A 19,318-nucleotide genomic window follows, 5' to 3' on the forward strand; every position below is an offset into this window, starting at 1 on the left:
GGCGGGGCTCAGCCATTATCTCCGGCCAGCCAGCGCAACACCTCTGCCGGCGGGGCGGGGGTGCGGAAGAGATAGCCCTGCACCAGATCGCAGCCGATCTGCTTGAGCAGCGCATGATCCTGCGGCGTTTCCACCCCTTCCGCCACCACCCGCAGCCCCAGCGTGCGGCCGAGCTGCAGGATGGAGGTGACCAGCACCTGGTTGTCGCGCGAGCTGGCGATATCCTTCACGAAGGAGCGGTCGATCTTGATCTTGTTCACATAAGGCTGGCGCAGCGTCGCCAGGGTGGAATAGCCGACACCGAAATCATCGATGCTGATCTGCACCCCCGCCTCCGCCAGCCGCAGCAGCTTGGTCTGCACCGAGGCGAGGTCCAGCAGCGTTTCCTCGGTGATCTCGACCTCCAGCATGGCGGCCGGGCAAGCCATCCGGGCCAGTTCCGCCAGCAGGATCTCGTCCACCGCCAGCCGGGTGATCTCGCGCGGGGAGATATTCATCGCCACCCGCACATGGGCGAGGCCACGGGCGCGCAGTGCCGCGATCATCTGGCAGACATCATCGAGCACGAAGCGCAGCAGCTGCTCGGCCAGCCCGGTCTTCGCGGCGACGGCGATCAGCTCGTCCGGTGCGATGAAGCCGTGCTGGGGATGCTGCCAGCGCAGCAGCCCCTCGAAGCCGACCAGCGTGTAGCCATCCGCCCGGAATACCGGCTGATACCAGACTTCGGCCCGCTTCTCGCTCAAGGCCCGGCGCAGATCGCGCTCAATGTCGCGGCGCATCGCCAGACGCAGGCGCAGCCGCTCATCGAAGGCCTGCAGCTGATTGCGCCCCCTGGCCTTGGCGGCGCGCAGCGCCTCGTCGGCGCCAGAGAGCAGGGCGGTGACGCTTTCCTCCCGGCCGGCATGAAACCCCACGCAGGCGCCGAGCAGGCCCGCATCGAAGCTGAAAAAGGGCGGCGCCAGCGCTTCGATCAATTCCCGGCCGAGCTGCTCGGGGGGCAGGCTGGCCGAGCAGATGGGGTAGAACAGCGCGAACTCATCGCCGCCCATGCGGCCGAGGATGCAATCCGGCCCCAGCGGCAATGCCAGCCGGCGCGCGGCTTCCACCAGCACCCGGTCGCCGGCATGGTGGCCGAAGGCTTCATTGATCGGCTTGAACCCGTCCAGATCGATGAACATCAGGCAGCACGGGCCGTCAGCCTCGCGCAGCCCGGCCTCCGCCTGGCGCATGAAACCCGCCCGGTTGAGCAGGCCGGTCAGATCGTCATGGGTGGCGCGGTAGCTCATCTGCTCGGCCACCATCATCGAGGCGCTGTTTGTCTCCTCCATCGAGTTGGCCAGCCGGACCGCCTGGTTTTTCAGGAAGCTGGTCTCCTGAAATTCCGCCTGCGCCCGGCGGGCATAGCGGAGCAGCGCCGCCAGATATATCAGCACCGTCGCGGCCAGGCAGGCGGAGCCGAAATTATTCAGCCAGATCAGGCAGGCGAAGATCGAGAGCAGCGGCGGTACGACGAAGCAGATCGGCACCCGCGCATAGGGGCCGCCATGGGTGACGGCGCCGGCGGTGATGCCGCAAGTGATGGTGAGGTAAAACACTGTTTGCGGATTGGTGCAGTAATCGCTGAGCACCGGCAGGGTGGCCCAGACCAGGCCTGAGAGCAGCGCGGTGAGGCTCAGCCAGCGAAAGCTGCTCTGGCGCACCGGGAGGGAGGGCGCGGTGTCGGGCAACCAGCTCTGCACGAAGCGGATGATGTTGATCGCCATCGCGGCGATGAACCAGACCAGACCGGCGCGGCCATGGGCATAATAGACCGCCATCAATAACGCGACGGCGGAGACGCCGCTATTGATCGGCATGATCTCCATGATGTTACGGCGGATGGACACCAGCTGGTCGCGCATAATCAATTGATCGAGCACCGAATCGTCGTAGGTCGCGGGGGTGTTAGGCGATCTATACATCAGCCTGGGTTAAAATCTTTCAGTATAAGCGATTTGAGGATTTTTGTTAGTTAGAATGAAAATGAGCCGGCGTGTCAATGAAGAGCGCCACGGCCTTCAACGCCTGTCAGGTCGCTGGACTCCGCGTCAGATTTTCTTGGTTCGACGCCGACGATGCCCGCGTCAGCGATGGCCGGAACCCAAAAAAAAGGCGCCCGGAGGCGCCTTTTTTTGCGTTGTGAGTCTTATGCCGCGTCGTCGCTGCGGCGCTCGGCCTTCTTGCGGTCATGCGGGTTGAGGTAGCGCTTGCGGATGCGCACCGCCGACGGGGTGACTTCCACCAGCTCATCGTCCTGGATGTAGGCGATCGCCTGTTCCAGGGACATGCGGCGCGGCGGGGTGAGCAGCAGCGCCTCATCCTTGCCGGCGGCGCGGATGTTGGTGAGCTTCTTTTCCTTGATCGGGTTCACGTCCAGATCATTCTCGCGGCTATGCTCGCCGAGGATCATGCCGACATAAACCTTGTCGCCCGGGTTCACGAACAGCACGCCGCGATCCTGCAAGGAGAACAGCGAGTACTGCACGGCCTCGCCATCCTCGGAGGAGATCAGCGCGCCATTGCGGCGGCCTTCGATCTTGCCCTTCCAGGGGCCGTAGCCGGCGAACAGGCGGTTCATCACGCCGGTGCCGCGGGTGTCGGTCAGGAACTCGCCGTGATAGCCGATCAGGCCGCGTGACGGGATCTTGAAGGTCAAACGCTGCTTGTCGCCACCGGAGGGGCGCAGATCGGTCATCTCACCCTTGCGGCGGGACATCTTCTCCACGACAGCGCCGGAATAGGGCTCGTCAACGTCGATCAGAACCTCTTCATAGGGCTCCTCGCGCTCGCCGGTCTCCTCGTTGATGCGGGTCAGCACGCGCGGCCGGCCGATGGTCAGCTCGAAGCCCTCGCGGCGCATCGTCTCGATCAGCACGCCGAGCTGCAATTCGCCACGGCCGGAGACCTCGAACGCGTCGGTCTCGGTGGAGATGGCGACCTGAATGGCGACATTGCCCTCGGTCTCGGCCATCAACCGGTCACGGATCTGGCGCGACGTCACCTTCTTGCCCTCACGGCCGCCCAGCGGGCCGTCATTGATGCGGAAGGTCATGGACAGGGTCGGCGGGTCGATCGGGGTGGCGGGCAGCGGGGCCGAAACCTCGGGGGCGCAGATCGTATAAGGAATGGTGGTGTCGGAGAGGCCGGCCACGGCGACGATATCGCCAGCACCCACCTCGTCCACCGGCACGCGCTCCAGGCCACGGAAGGAGAGCAGCTTGGTCAGACGGCCGGTCTCGACCACCTTGCCGTCCAGATCCAGCACCTTCACCGGCATGTTGACGGTGGCCTTGCCCTGCTCGACGCGGCCGGTCAGCACGCGCCCGAGGAACGTGTCCGACTCCAGAATGGTGGCGACCATCGCGAACGGGGCTTCGGTGTCCAGCGCCGGGGCCGGGACGTGGCTCAGGATCAGGTCGAAGAGCGGCGTCAGGCTCTCGCGCGGATCGTTCAGATCCTTCACCGCCCAGCCCTGACGGCCGGAGGCGAACAGCATCGGGAAGTCCAGCTGCTCCTCATTCGCGTCCAGCGAGGCGAAGAGGTCGAACATCTCGTTATGCACATCGTCCGGGCGGGCATCGCCACGGTCGATCTTGTTGACGACCACGATCGGCTTCAGCCCGCGCTTCAGCGCCTTGCCAAGCACGAACTTGGTCTGCGGCAGCACGCCTTCGGCGGCGTCCACCAGGATCACCGCGCCATCCACCATGGACAGGATGCGCTCCACCTCGCCGCCGAAATCGGCGTGGCCAGGGGTGTCGACGATGTTGATGCGCACATCGTTCCAGACCACCGAGGCGACCTTGGCCAGAATCGTGATGCCGCGCTCTTTTTCGAGGTCGTTGCGGTCGAGCGCGCGCTCGGCCACGGCCTGGTGGGCGGCGAAGGCGCCGGACTGCTTCAGCAGCTGGTCGGTGAGGGTGGTCTTGCCATGGTCAACGTGGGCGATGATGGCAATATTGCGAATTTTCGGCGCGGACATCGAGACTACCTATCGAAATGAGCAAACCGGCCGGGCCGGGGCGCGTGGTGTCGCCTCGGTCTGGCCGGGATGCTCGGGCTGATTTGTGCCCCGCATAGCGATATTGCGCCGCAAAAGCGAGGCCTAAAACGTCCCGCCTGCAACATGGGCGCCTTGCGGCAGGCCGGAAGCCAAAAAAATGGGCGCCCTGGGGCGCCCATTTTCCAGGTTGGAGGTATTCTTTAGTTGGTCACCGGCGGCTTCTGATTCGGCGCGGTGGGAGCCATTTGCGGGTTGGCCGTGGTCGGCGCGGTCACCGCGTTCTGCGGCGCCTGGCCGTTGATCAGCTGATGCGATGCGCCGTCGGTCTGCGGCACGGACGGCGCGTTGGCGTCGCTCGGCTGCGAGCTGGTCGGGGTCTGCACCGCATGCTGCGCGCCCTGGTTATAGTTGAAATTCTGGCTCTCATCGCGGTTGGGCACCAGCGTGTTGCTGGAAGCCCGGCCCGGCGCCATGCCGGGCCGCATGTGGCCGTGATGCTTATGGGCCTCGTGCATGGCGGCATCCGTGGCGCTCATCGCGCCCTCTGTGTCATGCGCGCGCAGCGCCTTGCGGGCCTGCTCGATGGATTTCACCGCCGGGGACTGATCCGGCGACATGCCGCTGCCCTGATCGACCGAGCGGGTCAGCAGCAGCGTCTCGGCGTGGGAGAGATCGGTCTGCGCGCGGGCATAATCATGATGCGCGATGGCCTGTTTCGCGGATTTCAGCGAGGCTTCGGGGCCGCCATGAAGCGGCTTCATCTTGCCGTCTTCATCATGTTTCCAGTGATGCTTCATCTTGTGCTGCGGCATGGGGACCGGGGCGGTCTTGCCCGGCGCGGCGCCGGGTGGGGTTTCCATCGGCGCGTTGGTCGCCCCTTGCGGGGCCGGGGCGGCGGTGCTGGGGCCGCTCGGCGCCATGGTGGTGGAGGCCGAATTCGGCGCCGTCTTGCCGGCGGCGGCGCCATCCGGCACCTCGTTCGGGGCGTTGGTCGCGCCTTGCGGCGTGGTCTGGGCGCAGGCGATGCCGGCGGTCATCAACAAAGCGGCGGATGCCATCCAAAGGGAACGCATATGGCTCTCTCCTCACGTTAGGAAAATGGGTTTGACCCTTTCGGGCCGTCCTCAAACAAGCTGGGGCCATGGCAGCGGATACCAAGCCGAAAGGGCTGGAGGTGCCATTAAAGCCTCGTCATAAGCCGTTGTTTCAGCTAGAGACGGCAAAGGGGCGATGCCACCGCGACCCGTTGGCCAAGGACGAGATGTGAGACGCTGGCTGCTGATCTGTGCCGCTTTTCTGGCCGCCGGCCCCGTCTTCGCGGAGGTGCCGGATGGCGCTTCCTGCGAAGCCGCCGGGCGGGCGGTGGAGCTGGCGGATACGCTGCCGACCAATCTGCTGCTCTCCATCGGGCTGGTGGAAAGCGGGCGGTCCGACCCGTTGAGCGGCCGTTCCGCCCCCTGGCCCTGGACGGTGAATGCCGACGGCACCGGCCGCTATTTCGCCAGCAAGCAGGATGCCGAGGCCTTTGTGCGCCTGGCCCAGGCCTCGGGCGCGCGGGATATCGATGTCGGCTGCTTCCAGGTCAGCCTGACCTATCATCCCAACGCCTTCGCCTCGCTGGATGATGCCTTCGATCCCGCGAAAAACGCCGCCTATGCCGGGCTCTACCTCACCCAGCTGAAGGCGCGCACCGGCTCCTGGAACGCCGCCATCGCGGATTATCACTCGGCCTTGCCGGATCTGGGGCTACCTTATCAGCGCCTGGTGCTGGCGGCCTGGAAACGTGTGGGGGATTTGCCGCCGGATCTGGGGGCGGCGATCAACGAAGCCGCCATCGACGCGCCGGACCCAGTCGCGATCATCCAGACCGCGGCGGCCAAACGCATCCATGTCTATTCGATGAACAGCCCGGATAATGCGACGTGGCGCCCCGGCCTGCCGCGGGTGATCGACGATCCGTAACGTTTGCGCGGCGCCGGTGATTGAAAATGCGCGGCTGCGGCTCTAGAGCAGGCGGTACCATGAACGATACTCCCACCTCTCCCCAGCCGAGCTGGCCCTTCCGTGAAGCCGAACGCATCGCCCAGCGGCTGAAACAGAAAGGCAAGAGCGAGGCGCTGTTCGAGACCGGCTACGGCCCGTCCGGCCTGCCGCATATCGGCACGTTCGGCGAGGTGGCGCGCACCAGCTGGGTGCGCAAGGCGTTTACCGACCTCACCGGGCTGCCCTCGCGCCTGCTCGCCTTCTCGGACGATATGGATGGCTTGCGCAAGGTGCCAGAAAACGTGCCGAACAAGGAGATGCTGCGCGAGCATCTCGGCAAGCCGCTGACCCGCATCCCCGACCCGTTCGGCAAGTTCGACAGTTTCGGCGCCCATAACAACAATATGCTGCAGGAATTCCTGCGCGCTTTCGGGTTTGAATTCGAGTTCGCCTCCGCCTCCGATTATTACGCCTCCGGCCGTTTCGACGACGCGCTGTTGCATGTGCTGCGCCATCATCAGCAGATCGTCGACATCATCCTGCCCACTTTGGGCAAGGAGCGTCAGGCCACCTATTCGCCGATCCTGCCGATCCATCCGCGTACCGGCGTGGTGATGCAGGTGCCCATCGACCAGGTGGATGCCGCGCACGGCACCGTGTTCTGGACCGACCCGGATAGCGGCATCAAGTTCGAGACCTCCGTGCTGGGCGGCAACGCCAAGCTGCAATGGAAGGCCGACTGGGCGATGCGCTGGTACGCGCTGGATGTCGATTACGAGATGTCCGGCAAGGATCTGATCGACAGCGTCAAGCTCTCCTCCGCCATCTGCCGGGCTTTGGGCAAGGAGCCGCCGCTGAACCTGACCTATGAGCTGTTCCTGGATGAGAAGGGGCAGAAAATCTCCAAGTCCAAGGGCAATGGCCTGTCCATCGAGCAATGGCTGACCTATGCGCCGAAGGAGAGCCTGGCGCAGTTCATGTATCACGCCCCGCAGCGCGCCAAGAAGCTGTTCTTCGACGTGATCCCGCGCTCGACCGATGATTACATCGCCGCCGTACAGGCTTTGCCGGAGTCGCAGGACAAGCATAACAACCCGGCCTGGCACATCCATGGCGGCACGCTGCCCAACCATGCCGGGGCGCCGTTCAGCTTCACCATGCTGCTCAACTTGGCTTCGGTGAGCAATGCGGACAGTGCCGAGATGCTCTGGGGCTTCATCCGCGCCTATATGCCGGAGGCGAATGCCGAGAGCTATCCGTTCCTGGCCGAGCTGGTGCATTACGCCATCGCCTATAACCGCGATTTCGTCGCCCCGCAGCGCCGCTACCGCGCCCCCAGCGCGGCCGAGCGCGCGGCGCTGGAGGATCTGAAAACCCGTCTGGCCGAGGGCCGGCAGGCCGCGTATCCCGGCGAGAGCGAGGCCGAGCGGCTACAGAACCTGGTCTATGCCGTCGGCAAGGAGCAGGAATTCAAGCCGTTGAAGGCCTGGTTCGACTGCCTGTACCAGGTGCTGCTCGGCACCCAGGAAGGGCCGCGCTTTGGCGGGTTCATCGCGCTTTACGGCGTCGAACGGAGCATCCGGCTGATCGAAACAGCACTCGCCCGCGAGGCGGAAGCGGCCTGAGCCATTGCGCCGGCTGCTGAGATTTCTGCCGCCGGTTCTAGGGCTCGTCCTGCTCGGCGCCATCGGCTTCGGGCTGCATGGCGTGCTGCGCAAGGTGGGGGTGGGGGCGGTGCTGGCCGCCTTCGCCGCCACGCCCTGGCCGGACATCGCCCGGGCGCTGGGGCTGCTCTGCGTCTCGTTCTGCATCATGGCCGCCTATGACCTGCCCGGCGTTGCCTTCGCCCGCCGCGCCGGGGCGTGTGGCAGGCTGGCGCTGCGCCATGTCGGGCTGGCCTCCTTCTGCGCCTATGCGCTGAGCCATATGCTGGGTGCCACCGCGCTGACCGCCGCCGCGATCCGTCTGCGTTTTTATGCCCATTGGGAGATGCCGCCGGCGGCGCTGGCGCGCATCGTCGCGGTGTCGGCCAGCAATTTCTCGTTGGGGGTGTTCAGCCTGCTGGGGCTGCTGCTGTTGTGGGACCCGCATGCGGTGCCGCTGCCGGGGCATTTGGCCGGGCTGCTGGCGCGCCTGCTCGGGCTGGCCTTGCTGGCGCTGCCGGTGGCCTATGTCGCCGGCTCACGCGGGCGCGAGGCGGTGACGATTTTCGGCAAGCGCATCGCGCTGCCGGGCGGGCGCATCGCGCTGGCGCAGATCATCCTCTCTTGTGTCGATATCGCCTGCGCCTGCGCCATACTGGACATGGTGCTGCCGTCTGCCCCTGGTCTCTCTTACGCGCGCGTGCTCAGCCTTTATGTCGGCGCCTTCGTGGCCGGCTCGGCCTCGGGCCTGCCGGGCGGGGTGGGGGTGTTCGATTCCGTGCTGCTGCTGGGGCTCTCGGCCTTTCTGCCGGCGGCGGATGCGCTCGGCGCCATCCTGCTGTTCCGGGTGCTGTATTTCCTGATCCCCGCCAGCCTCGCCGGGCTGTGCTATGCCGTGCATGAATTGTGGGTTTATGTCGCGGGGCGGCGGGCGAAACATCGCCCCTGAGAGCCGCGCGCCCGTCAGCCGGTCCGTTCCGCGCGCGCCGCCGCCCAGACCTCGCCGGCCGCATCCAAATTCATCGCCCCGATCGCGATCCCCGCGATCAGATCTGGCCAGAGACTGTGCCAGAGATAGGCGCTCACCGCCCCGGCGAGGATGATCGCGGCATTGGCCAGCACATCATTGCGGGCGGAGAGAAAGGCCGCCCGCGCGATGCTGCCGCCGCTATGGCGGTGCCGGGCCAGAACCAGCGCCGCCGTCGCATTCACCGCCATCGCCGCCAGCCCGGTGAGCGAAAGCCAGGCCGGATTGGGCACGCTGGGGTGCCAGAATTTCGCGATGGCCTGCGCCAGCGTGGCCAGGCTGGGCAGCAGGATCAGCCCGGCCATCACCATGCCCGCCCGCGCCCGCGCCGCCCCGCCCCAGCGCAACGCCAGCACCAGCAGCAGATTGACCCCGCAATCCTCAAGGAAATCAACGCTGTCGGCAAAAAGCGCGACCGAGCCGATCGCCCGGGCCACGCCGAATTCAACAAAGAAGAAGCCGAGATTGAGCAGCAGCGCCACCAGGGCGGCATTGCGAAGGTCGTTTGGCCTCATCATTTCCCCCAAACAAAAACGGCGCCCGAAGGCGCCGTGGCTTTGCGATCGGCCGATCAGACGATCAGCGGCGCAGATTGAGGCGCGCGATCAGATCCTGGTAGCGCTTGACGCTCTTGCGCTTCAGATAATCCAGCAGCGAGCGGCGCTGGCCGACCAGAACCAGGAGACCGCGGCGGGAATGGTAATCCTTCGCGTGGGTCTTCAGATGCTCGGTCAGGTTGGTGATGCGCTCGGAGAGCAGAGCCACCTGAACTTCCGGGGAGCCGGTGTCATTGGCGGCGGTGGCGTATTCGGCGATCAGCGCGGTGCGGCGCTCAGGAGTGATCGACATCGTGATATCCTCTTAAAAAGATTGTTAGAACAAGCGCTCTGGCTGCAGCCACCCGTCACCGAGTCGGGCCATCGCCTTCACGCGTCCCGCCGCCGTCACCCGCACCAGCCCGTTATCGGGATTGGCGGCCTCCGGAATGCGCCCCATCAGGTCCACCAGGCTGATCGCCTGGCCCTGGGAGAGGGCGAAAAACTCTGCTTGGTTCAGGGCCAGGGCCGGGATGTCGTCCAGCGCGGTCTCGAGCGGCAGCAAAGTTTCAGCAAGAGTGGCGGGGTTCTGCGCCGGATCGAGAAAAAAGTCCAGAGGAACCGCCATGCGCTCCAGGAACGGCCCCACGCGCAGCCGGCGCAGCACCGCGATATGGCCAACCGAGCCACAGGCCCGCGCCAGATCCCGCGCCAGAGAGCGCATATAGACGCCCTTGCCGGATTGCACCTCGAACTCTGCATGGTCCGCATCCGGCCGGCCGATCAGCTCGAAGCGGTCCACCTGCGCCGGGCGCGGCGCCAGCTCCGGCGGGCGGCCGTCGCGGGAGAGATCATAAGCCCGCTCGCCCTCCACCTTGATCGCGGAGAAAATCGGCGGCACCTGCATGATGTTGCCCGTGAAGCCAGGAAGCGCGGCGCGGATCTCGTCATCGCTCGGGCGATGGGCGGAGGTCTCGATCACCTGGCCCTCGGCATCGTCAGTGTCCCGCGCCTCGCCGAATTTCAGCGTGAAGTGATAAATTTTGGTACTGTCCATGACATAAGGGACAGTCTTGGTCGCCGCTCCGAAGGCCAGCGGCAGAATGCCGGTGGCCAGCGGGTCCAGCGTGCCGCCATGCCCGGCTTTCTGCGCGTCCATCGCCCGCTTCACCTTGTTCAGCGCCTGGGTGCTGGTGATGCCTTGCGGTTTGTCGAGAATGATCCAGCCGTCGAGTTTCCGGCCTTTTTTCTGGCGCGCCATCGTGTCCTGTGAAAATCCAAAATGAAGCGGCGCTGATAGAGCGCCGCGCGACTCACCGCAACCGCATGGCTGGGCTGCGGGGCGGGAAAATGAATCCGCCGTAACCCATTCCCGATATTAATCTCCTCGCAACGAAGTCCTGCAAAAAACTGCTGAGTCTTGAGGAGATGTGCCATGCAGGATGTTTCGCCCGCCCGTGTGCAGTTGCCGCCTTTGCTGGAAAGCCAGCCCGGGCTTTACAGCAACAGCCTGATCCAGGCGCCCCCGCGGCGGGTGGTGAAGCGCGAGGCCTTCATCGGCTTTGTCCGGGACGAGCCGAGTGCCGCCGTGCTGCACAGCGCCTTTGCCGGGCACATCCCCAATAGCAATCAGGTGCATCTGGCGGATTTCGGCCAATCCCTCACCATCCTCGCCGGCATCGTCACGCCAGAGATCGTGCTGGTCGATCTCTCCGGCGAAGACCAGCCGATGAACGCCCTGATGAACCTCGCGGAAGTGGTGGATCCCGGCACCATCGTGCTGGCGGTGGGCGAGGTGGAGAATGTGAATTTCTACCGCACCGTCGTGCGCACGATGGGGGTGAGCGAATATCTCGCCAAGCCGCTGAACGAGGAGGCGGCGGCGCGCTATTTCCTGCCGCTGATCGATAAGCGCAACGGCGTGGTGAGGCCGCCGCGCGGCGGCGAGATGATCGCGCTGTGCGCGGCGCGCGGCGGCGTGGGGTGCAGCACGCTGGCGACCAATCTCGGCTGGTACATGTCCGAGATCCTGCGTCGGCATACGGTGCTGATGGATGGCGACGTCAATTGCGGCACGCTGGCGCTGAATCTGGATATTCCGGCCAGTCGCGGCCTGGCGGCGGTGCTGGAATCACCGGAACGGATGGACCAGCTGCTGCTTGAGCGCTGCGTGTTCCGCGCCGGAGACCGGCTGGACGTGATCGCCGGCCAGGAGGCCCTGGATTGGGCGCCGCCGGCCACGCCGACGGCGGTGGCGCACCTGATCGAGGCGATTCGCCCGCGCTATAATTATATGGTGGCGGATATCGGCGCCCGGCTCTCGCCCTTGTCACGGGCCATGCTGTTCAATGCCCAGCGCCGTGTCATCGTGCTGGACCCGACGGAGATTTCGCTGCGCAACGCCCAGGCCTGGATGAGCTTGCCCGGCGGCTCCGCGCAGGCCCCGCGGCCGCTGCTGGTGCTCAACAAGGCCGGCCAGCCCGGCGGGTTGCCGGTGGGGTATATCGAGGACCGGCTGGGCCAGACTCTCGCCATGCTGATCCCGGATCTGCCGCGCGAGGTGGGGGCCAGGGCCACCGCCGGCACGCTGGCGGCGCGGCCGCGCGGGCCGTTTCGCGCCGGGGTGGCGGCGCTGGCGAAGGCGCTGGAGATCGACCTGCCCTCCGCTTTGGCTCCGGCACAGGCGGCCTGAGGGCACATGCCGCCCGGCGGGCATAAACGCGCGGGCGGCATTAGGCTTTCGCGGCGAAATCCTGTATAAATCTGGCTCCCATCCCGAGTCCGGAGCCTGACCCAGATTATGTCCGATACGCCGCAGCCGACCCCGCAAGACGATGCCTATGACGCCGCATCGATCAGTGTTCTGAAGGGGCTGGATGCCGTCCGCAAGCGGCCGGGCATGTATATCGGCGACACGGATGATGGCTCGGGCCTGCACCATATGGGCTTCGAGATCATCGATAACGCGGTGGACGAGGCCCAGGCCGGCTTCGCCAGCCGGGTCGAGGCGGTGCTCAACGGCGATGGCTCGATGACCATCCGCGACGATGGCCGTGGCATCCCCACCGATATTCACCCGGAAGAAGGCGTCTCCGCCGCCGAAGTGGTGCTGACCAAGCTGCATGCCGGCGGCAAGTTCAACCAGAACAGCTACAAGGTCTCCGGCGGCCTGCATGGCGTGGGCGCGGCGGTGGTCAACGCGCTCTCGGACTGGATGGAGGTGCGGATCTGGCGCAACGGCCAGGAGCATTTCATCCGCTTCGAGAATGGCAACACGGTGCAGCCGCTGAAACTGGTCGGGCCCTCCGACCATCCCAACGGCACCGAGGTCAGCTTCAAGCCCTCCGCCGCCACCTTCACCCATACCGAGTTCGATTACGCCATTTTCGAGCGCCGGCTGCGTGAGCTGGCCTTCCTGAATTCCGGCTTGGCCATCGTGCTGCGCGATGAGCGCCACCAGCCCTTCCAGGAAAACCAGTTCCATTATGAGGGCGGGGTGAAGGAGTTCTGCCTCTGGCTGGACCGCGCCAAGACCGCGCTGCTGCCTGCCCCCATCACCGCCGCCAGCGAGGCGAAGGAGAGCGGCATCAAGGTGGAATTCGCCTGCATCTGGAACGATTCCTACCACGAGACCACGCTCTGCTTCACCAACAACATCCCGCAGCGCGATGGCGGCACCCATCTGGCCGGCTTCCGTGGCGCGCTCACCCGCGTGGTCAGCAATTACGCCAAGAGCATCGCCGGCAAGAAGGATAATGCCGATATTTCCGGCGAGGATATGCGCGAAGGCCTGACCGCCGTGCTCTCGGTGAAGGTGCCGGACCCGAAATTCTCCTCCCAGACCAAGGACAAGCTGATCTCCTCCGAGGTGCAGCCGGTGGTGCAGGCGGCGGTGGCGGATGCGCTGAGCCATTGGTTCGAGACGCATCCGAAGGAAGCGAAAAACATCGTCCAGAAGGTGATGGACGCCGCCGCCGCCCGCGAAGCCGCGCGCAAGGCCCGCGAGCTCACCCGCCGCAAGGGCGTGCTGGATATTTCCTCGCTGCCCGGCAAGCTGGCCGATTGCCAGGAGCGCGACCCGGCGAAATCCGAGCTTTTCCTGGTCGAGGGTGACAGCGCCGGCGGCTCCGCGAAACAGGGGCGGGACCGCAAATACCAGGCGATTTTGCCGCTGAAGGGTAAAATCCTCAATGTCGAGCGCGCCCGCTTCGACAAGATGCTGAGCAGCGCGGAAGTCGGCACGCTGATCACCGCTCTGGGGGCGGGCATCGGCCGGGCTGATAGCGAGCAGGGCGGGTTCGATGCCGCCAAGCTGCGCTATCACCGCATCGTCATCATGACCGACGCCGACGTGGACGGCTCGCATATCCGCACGCTGCTGCTGACCTTCTTCTACCGGCAGATGCCGCAGCTGATCGAGCAGGGTTATCTCTATATCGCGCAGCCGCCGCTCTACCGGGCCAAGCGCGGCAATGACCAGCGTTATCTGAAGGATGACGCGGCGCTGGAGGCCTTCCTGCTCGAACGCGCTCTGGGCGATTCGGTGCTGCATAGCGGCGGGGTGGATATTTCCGGCGATGAGCTGCGCGAGGCGGCGGTGTGGATCGGCCAGCTCGTCCACCGGCTGCGCGGCATGGAGAATACGCTGCCGCAGACCTATCTGGAGCAGGTTGCCATTGCCGGGCTGATGTCGCTCTCGGCGCTGAACGATGCCGGCAAGGATGCGGCTTTGGCCGCCCGGCTGAACGCGATTTCGTTGCCCCATGAGCGCGGCTGGGTCGCCACTTCCGACGAATATGGCGTGAAGATCGGCCGCACCGTGCGCGGTGTCGCCGAGCATTACACGCTGGATGCGGCGGTGCTGCGCACGGCCGAGGCGCGCTATCTGGCCGAGCGGGCCGAGCGTATGGCGGAATTGTTCAATGTGGACGCCACCCTGTCCATCGATGGCGGCGCCGCGAAGCCGGTGCGCGGCCCGGCGGCGATGTGGGATTCGCTGCTGGCGCATGGCCGCAAGGGGCTGGTGATCAGCCGCTTCAAAGGTCTGGGCGAGATGAACCCGGAAGAGCTGTGGGCGACCACGCTGGACCCGCAAGCGCGCCGCCTGCTGCAGGTGAAGATTTCAGACGCCGAGGGGACGGACCAGATCTTCTCGACACTGATGGGCGATGTGGTGGAACCGCGCCGCGAGTTCATCGTCAACAACGCCCTGAAGGTCGCCAATCTGGATACCTAGAGCGAGATGGGGTTACACCCACTCGCCAAAACAAAACCAGAGCCTCAAGCTTCCAGCTTGATGCTCTTGGGGGACGCTGACGCTGTGCCGTAGGCGGGCGCCTTGTGAAATGCCCTACGCCCGACAATATCAGGTCTAGCTGGTACCGCCTGCGGGCGATGCCAGCTTCGCTGCGTCTGACCGTGCCCGGGCTCGTGATACCCCCGGGACGATCATGGGACCAGCGTGGCATCGCACAGGAAGAAGGGCGATTATGAAAGTTCTGTTCTACGGTGGCTGCCATGCCGAGGTTCTATGCGATATTTTCAACAAATATTGCACCACGGATTTCACCGGCGCGCTGATCACGAACTACCGCCTGATCGAGCGTGGCGAAGCATTTCCCTATGAGAGCCTGCCGGATTACGATGCGGTGCTGTTCAGCCCGATCCTCAATAAAGGCGACTATAATACCGCGCATCTGCGTGAAGCCTGTGCGGCGCGGCAACTCAAGACCATCTGTTATCCTTGGCTGCAATGGAACGGCTATTATCCAGGGCTGAGGAAATACGCTGAGCAGGGCTGGGCCTATGAGCTGCTGGTTGAGCGGGCCAAGGCGTTTTCGGATTTCGAGGCATATAAGGCCTGGGTGATGCAGGACCCCTTTACGGAGGCGGAGATTCTGGCGATGTCCGAGCAGTCGCTGCTTCGTCTGCGCGAGGTCGAGACCAGCGAAGGGATCAGCCTGCGTCTGTCCGACCTGGTGGAGGCCCACGCCACCTCGCAGCGCCTGTTTTTGACACCGGACCATCCGACCTTGTTCGTCTATAAGCGCCTCGCCCGGGACATCGCGCGGCAGCTTGGCGTGGCGCTCGCGGATGAATTCTACGATTCCGTGCGGGAACTCCATCCGGATCAGTTCGTGACGATTCTGCCTGCGGTGGAGCGCGCCCTGGGGCTGGGCTTCAAGGCGCGGTTCGCGCAATTCCCGGCCTTGTTCAAAGACAAACGTTATGATTTCGATGAGTGGCTGCGGACGCTCTATTTCGCCGCGCCGGACCGTTCGGTTTATGTCGCGGGGGCGCCGCAGGCGGTGCGTCCGCGGGGGGCGCCGCCGCGCCATCTGGATGCAGGCGAGATGATCATCCTGCAAAGCGACGCGGCGGGGAGGCGATACCTGATCGACACCGAGGCGTCAGCAGCGCAGGAGGTGGAGATCGACGGGGAGGGAGAGATGTTTCCCCTCCCTGTATATGGCTGAAACATTGTGCGCTGGCGGGAGGCGTTTTGCCTCCCGAAGCGGCGCTAGAGCAATATGTGTTTATTTTGACGCGCCAGCGTCAAAATAAACACATGAAATTGCTCGCTAAAACAAAGTTTAGAGCATCAAGCTAAAAGCTTGATGCTCTAGGCTTCAATACATATGCTGCCCGCCATTGATGGAGAGGGTCGAGCCAGTGACGAAATCGGCGTCGTCGGCGGTGAGGAAGACCACGCCGCGCGCGATATCATCCGCCTTGCCCAGCCGCCCGCGCGGGATTTTGGCGATGATCTTCTCCAGCACATCCGGCGGCACCGCGCGCACCATGTCCGTATCCACATAGCCCGGCGCGATCGCGTTCACGGTCACGCCATAGCGCGCCCCTTCCTGCGCCAGCGCTTTGGTGAAGCCATGGATGCCGGATTTGGCGGCGGCATAATTCACCTGGCCATATTGCCCGGCCTGGCCGTTGATCGAGCCGATATTGACGATCCGCCCGAACTTCGCGGCCTTCATGCCATCGAAGGTCGCCTTGCAGAGATTGAAGCAGGAGCCGAGATTGGTGTCGATCACCGCATCCCACATCTCGCGGCTCTGCTTGCTCAGCACCGCATCGCGGGTGATGCCGGCATTATTCACCAGGATCTCGATGGCGCCGTGCTTGGCGGCAATCTCATTCACCGCGGCGACGCTCTGATCGTAATTCCCGGCATCGAACTTGATCACCTCGATCCCGGTTTCCTTGTGAAAGGCCTCGGCCGCTTCCGTGTTGCCGGCATAGCTCGCCACCACCAGCCGCCCCGCCTTCTGCAGCGCGATGCTGATCGCAGCACCGATGCCGCGCGTTCCACCCGTTACCAATGCAACTCGAGCCATATGGACCTCCTCTTCTTTTTACGAATCCTAATCCATTATCGAGAAGACGCAAATGCCCGGCCTGACACCACCCTGCATTGAGCTTTGTCATGAAACGCCGCTCCAAAGCGGCGCATAATTTTTGAAATCTTTTGCTGCGATGCAGCAGAAATCGAATTTGACGCCGTCCGGCTCAGTGTCCGCCCGGTGCCGCCGGTCCGCTTGGCCGGCGGATGAAGAAGGAGGCCGCCAGCGCCACCAGCATGCCGACGGCCAACAGCCCGAACGCATCGCCATAGGCGAAATAATTGGCTTGCTGCTTCAGCGTCTCGCCCAGCAGAATGAGCGCCTGATGCCGCGCCGCCGCCGGGTCGGACATGCCATGCGCCTCGAAATAATGCTGCATGGCGGCGATGGTCTGGCGCGTCGCCGGCTGCAGCAGGCTGACATGCTGGTTGATGATGAAAGAGTGAAATTTTTCCCGGTTGGTGACGAAGGTCTCCACCACCGCGACGCCGATGGCCCCGCCCAGATTGCGCAGCATGTTGAAAAGCGCCGAGGCCGAGCCCGCATCCTGTGCCGCGATGCCGGCGGTGGCGATCATGGTGATCGGCGGGAACACCATCGCCTGGCCGACGGCGCGGATCAAATTGGGGATCAAGAGCTGCGGACCGCTGTCATTGGGCCCGAGATTGAGGTTCCAGAGCAGGCTGATGAAGAAAAACAGAAACCCCAAACTCAGCAGCCGGCGCGGGTCCACCCGCTTCATCAGCCAAGGCATGCAGGGGATGATCAAGAGCTGCGGCAGGCCGATCCAGGCCATCACCGCGCCGGACTGGGCGGCGCTGTAGCCATGCGCCACGGCCAGATAAAGCGGGATCAGATACACCGCCGAATAGAGCACGAAGCCCAGCATGAAATTGGCGATCGAGGAGAAGCCGAAATTCCAACGCGCGAACAGGCGCAGATTGACCAGCGGCGTCTCGTTGCCCGGCCGCAGCTCCTGGACCAGGAACCAGACCAGCGCCACGGCGGAGATCACCGACAGCTTGGTGATGAAGCCGGAACTGAACCAGTCATCCTTGTTGCCTTCCTCCAGCACGGTCTGCAGGCAGCCCAGCCCGATCGCCATGGTGAACACGCCGACCCAGTCGCCCTTCCAGAGCCGGTCCAGATGCATCGGCGCCGGCGAGAGCCCCCACATCAAAGCCGGCAGCATGATCGCGCCCGGCACCAGATTGAGGAAGAAGATGTAGCGCCAGCCATAGGCATCGGTGATCCAGCCGCCGATGGTCGGGCCGATCGCCGGCGCGAAGGTGGCGGTGAGCGCGAACATCGAAAAGCCGAGGGGCCGGACATGCGGAGGCAGCAACGTTAAAACGCAGACCAGCGCCAGCGGGATCAGCACCCCGCCGGAAAACCCCTGCAGCGCGCGCAGCGCCACCATCTCGGGGAAGTTGGAGGTCAGCCCGCAGGCGGCCGAGAAAAACAGGAACAGCACCGCGTTGGCGATGAGATAGCGCTTCAGCGAGAACACCCCGGCCAGCCAGCCGGACAGCGGGATCACGATGATCTCGCCGATCAGGTAGGCGGTGGAGATCCAGCCGCCATTATCCAGCCCGGTGCCGATGCCGCCCTGAATATCCGGCAGCGAGGTGTTGGTGACCTGGATGTTGAGCACCGCCATGAAGGCGCCCAGCAGCGCCCCCATCACCGCGATCTTCGCCCGCAGCGGGACTTTTTCGGCGGCGGCCGCGTTCATGAGCCGCTGCGCGTATCGATATCCGTCTCCACCGACATGCCGGGCCGCAGCTTGCCGATCTCCTGCGGGGTCAGGTCGATCAGGATCTTCACCGGCACGCGCTGGACGATCTTGGTGAAATTGCCGGTGGCGTTATCCGGCGGCAGCAGCGCGAATTCCTGGCCGGAGGCCGGGTTGATGCTGTTCACATGGCCGCGCACCTTCAGCCCGGGGAAGCCATCGACATGGATGGTCACATCCTGCCCCGGACGCACATGGGTGATCTGGGTTTCCTTGTAATTCGCGGTCACATAGACCTGATCCAGCGGCACCACCGCCATGATCTGCGTGCCAGGCTGCAGATAATCCCCCACCGCCACGGTCTTGTTGCCGATCACCCCGTCGAAGGGGGCGCGGATGTCGGTATGTTCGAGATTGAGCTGGGCCTGGGCCAGCTGCGCCTGGGCCTGCGTCACCGCCGCCTGCGCGCGCTTGAGCTGGGCGTTCAGCACATCCACCTGGCGCTGCGCACCCTGCAGGCTGGCATTGTCGGCGGCAAGCTCCGCCCGGGCGGTCTGCACCGAGGTGTCGGCCTGGTCGATCGTCTGCACCGGCGCCGCGCCGGAGTTGGAAAGGCGGCTGTAGCGGCGCTGATTCTGGGTGGCGAAGGCGAGGCGGGCCGCATCGCCCTGCAGGGCGGCCTGGGCGGCGGCGATCTTGGATTGCTGCAGGGCCAGCAGGGCCTGGTCGTTGGCCACATCCGCCTGGGCGGCGGCCAGCGCGCCTTGCGCCCCCTTCACCGCATTGCGGTAATCGCGCGGGTCGATGCGCGCCAGCAGCTGGCCCTTGCTCACCGTCTGGTTCTCATTCACCGCCACATCCGCGACATAGCCGTTGACCTTGGCGGCGATCAGGCTGGAATCAGCGGCGAGATAGGCGTCATCGGTGCTGACGATATATTGCCCGACAAGCAGGTAATTGACGACCCAGAGTCCCAGGGCAACCAGCACGACAA

General features: G+C 64.8%; 15 protein-coding genes. 6 read left to right on the forward strand and 9 right to left on the reverse strand.

Annotated features, from left to right (window positions below; all coding sequences use genetic code 11):
* Window positions 1–8: 8 nt before the first annotated feature.
* From ACZ46S_RS17545 to ACZ46S_RS17555, 3 genes are all read right to left on the reverse strand, one after another.
* The gene (locus ACZ46S_RS17545) at window positions 9–1,961 is read right to left on the reverse strand and encodes a putative bifunctional diguanylate cyclase/phosphodiesterase (protein WP_464062781.1); all 1,953 of its coding nucleotides are present in this window, start codon (window positions 1,959–1,961) and stop codon (window positions 9–11) included.
* Between the two features lie 224 nt (window positions 1,962–2,185).
* Window positions 2,186–4,021, reverse strand: coding sequence for a translational GTPase TypA (typA, locus tag ACZ46S_RS17550; RefSeq protein WP_295739176.1), 1,836 nt, complete (start codon window positions 4,019–4,021; stop codon window positions 2,186–2,188).
* A 221-nt stretch (window positions 4,022–4,242) separates the two neighbouring features.
* The gene (locus ACZ46S_RS17555) at window positions 4,243–5,115 is read right to left on the reverse strand and encodes a hypothetical protein (protein WP_464062782.1); all 873 of its coding nucleotides are present in this window, start codon (window positions 5,113–5,115) and stop codon (window positions 4,243–4,245) included.
* Window positions 5,116–5,305: 190 nt separating this feature from the next.
* On the opposite strand from ACZ46S_RS17555, the gene ACZ46S_RS17560 reads away from it, so the two are divergent.
* From ACZ46S_RS17560 to ACZ46S_RS17570, 3 genes are read left to right on the forward strand one after another with little or no spacing between them, the layout of a single operon-like run.
* On the forward strand, window positions 5,306–6,004 hold the full coding sequence (locus tag ACZ46S_RS17560) for a lysozyme family protein (RefSeq protein ID WP_464062783.1): 699 nt from the start codon (window positions 5,306–5,308) through the stop codon (window positions 6,002–6,004).
* A gap of 59 nt (window positions 6,005–6,063) precedes the next feature.
* Window positions 6,064–7,650 carry a lysine--tRNA ligase gene (locus ACZ46S_RS17565; RefSeq protein WP_464062784.1) on the forward strand — a complete coding sequence of 529 codons (1,587 nt, stop codon included), beginning with the start codon at window positions 6,064–6,066 and terminating at the stop codon, window positions 7,648–7,650.
* Window positions 7,651–7,654: 4 nt separating this feature from the next.
* A complete protein-coding gene (locus ACZ46S_RS17570; protein WP_464062785.1) occupies window positions 7,655–8,617 on the forward strand; it encodes a hypothetical protein in 963 nt (320 codons plus the stop codon).
* A 14-nt stretch (window positions 8,618–8,631) separates the two neighbouring features.
* Here ACZ46S_RS17570 and ACZ46S_RS17575 read toward each other — a convergent pair whose 3' ends face one another.
* The 3 genes from ACZ46S_RS17575 to truB all read right to left on the reverse strand — a co-directional run bounded on the left by ACZ46S_RS17575 (window position 8,632) and on the right by truB (window position 10,492).
* A complete protein-coding gene (locus tag ACZ46S_RS17575) occupies window positions 8,632–9,213 on the reverse strand; it encodes a cation efflux transmembrane domain-containing protein (protein ID WP_464062786.1) in 582 nt (193 codons plus the stop codon).
* Between the two features lie 61 nt (window positions 9,214–9,274).
* The gene (rpsO, locus tag ACZ46S_RS17580) at window positions 9,275–9,544 is read right to left on the reverse strand and encodes a 30S ribosomal protein S15 (protein ID WP_295739189.1); all 270 of its coding nucleotides are present in this window, start codon (window positions 9,542–9,544) and stop codon (window positions 9,275–9,277) included.
* 24 nt (window positions 9,545–9,568) lie between these two features.
* A complete protein-coding gene (gene truB, locus ACZ46S_RS17585; protein ID WP_464062787.1) occupies window positions 9,569–10,492 on the reverse strand; it encodes a tRNA pseudouridine(55) synthase TruB in 924 nt (307 codons plus the stop codon).
* A 174-nt stretch (window positions 10,493–10,666) separates the two neighbouring features.
* Between truB and ACZ46S_RS17590 the strand changes: the two genes are divergently transcribed.
* The 3 genes from ACZ46S_RS17590 to ACZ46S_RS17600 all read left to right on the forward strand — a co-directional run bounded on the left by ACZ46S_RS17590 (window position 10,667) and on the right by ACZ46S_RS17600 (window position 15,707).
* On the forward strand, window positions 10,667–11,923 hold the full coding sequence (locus ACZ46S_RS17590) for an AAA family ATPase (RefSeq protein WP_464062788.1): 1,257 nt from the start codon (window positions 10,667–10,669) through the stop codon (window positions 11,921–11,923).
* A gap of 108 nt (window positions 11,924–12,031) precedes the next feature.
* Window positions 12,032–14,467: a DNA topoisomerase (ATP-hydrolyzing) subunit B gene (gene gyrB / locus ACZ46S_RS17595; protein WP_464062789.1), complete on the forward strand. Its 2,436-nt coding sequence runs from the start codon at window positions 12,032–12,034 to the stop codon at window positions 14,465–14,467.
* Window positions 14,468–14,720: 253 nt separating this feature from the next.
* Window positions 14,721–15,707 carry a WcbI family polysaccharide biosynthesis putative acetyltransferase gene (locus tag ACZ46S_RS17600; protein ID WP_464062790.1) on the forward strand — a complete coding sequence of 329 codons (987 nt, stop codon included), beginning with the start codon at window positions 14,721–14,723 and terminating at the stop codon, window positions 15,705–15,707.
* 153 nt (window positions 15,708–15,860) lie between these two features.
* Here ACZ46S_RS17600 and phbB read toward each other — a convergent pair whose 3' ends face one another.
* The 3 genes from phbB to ACZ46S_RS17615 form a co-directional block, all read right to left on the reverse strand.
* Window positions 15,861–16,583, reverse strand: coding sequence for an acetoacetyl-CoA reductase (gene phbB, locus ACZ46S_RS17605; RefSeq protein ID WP_295746405.1), 723 nt, complete (start codon window positions 16,581–16,583; stop codon window positions 15,861–15,863).
* A gap of 172 nt (window positions 16,584–16,755) precedes the next feature.
* Window positions 16,756–18,324, reverse strand: a complete 1,569-nt coding sequence (locus tag ACZ46S_RS17610; protein WP_464062791.1) for an MDR family MFS transporter — start codon at window positions 18,322–18,324, stop codon at window positions 16,756–16,758.
* Complete coding sequence (locus ACZ46S_RS17615) at window positions 18,321–19,313, reverse strand: HlyD family secretion protein (protein ID WP_464062792.1); 993 nt, start codon at window positions 19,311–19,313, stop codon at window positions 18,321–18,323. Before ACZ46S_RS17615 ends, ACZ46S_RS17610 begins: the two co-directional genes overlap by 4 nt.
* Window positions 19,314–19,318: the final 5 nt, after the last annotated feature.

The sequence above is a fragment of the Acidocella aluminiidurans genome, from assembly GCF_055383125.1.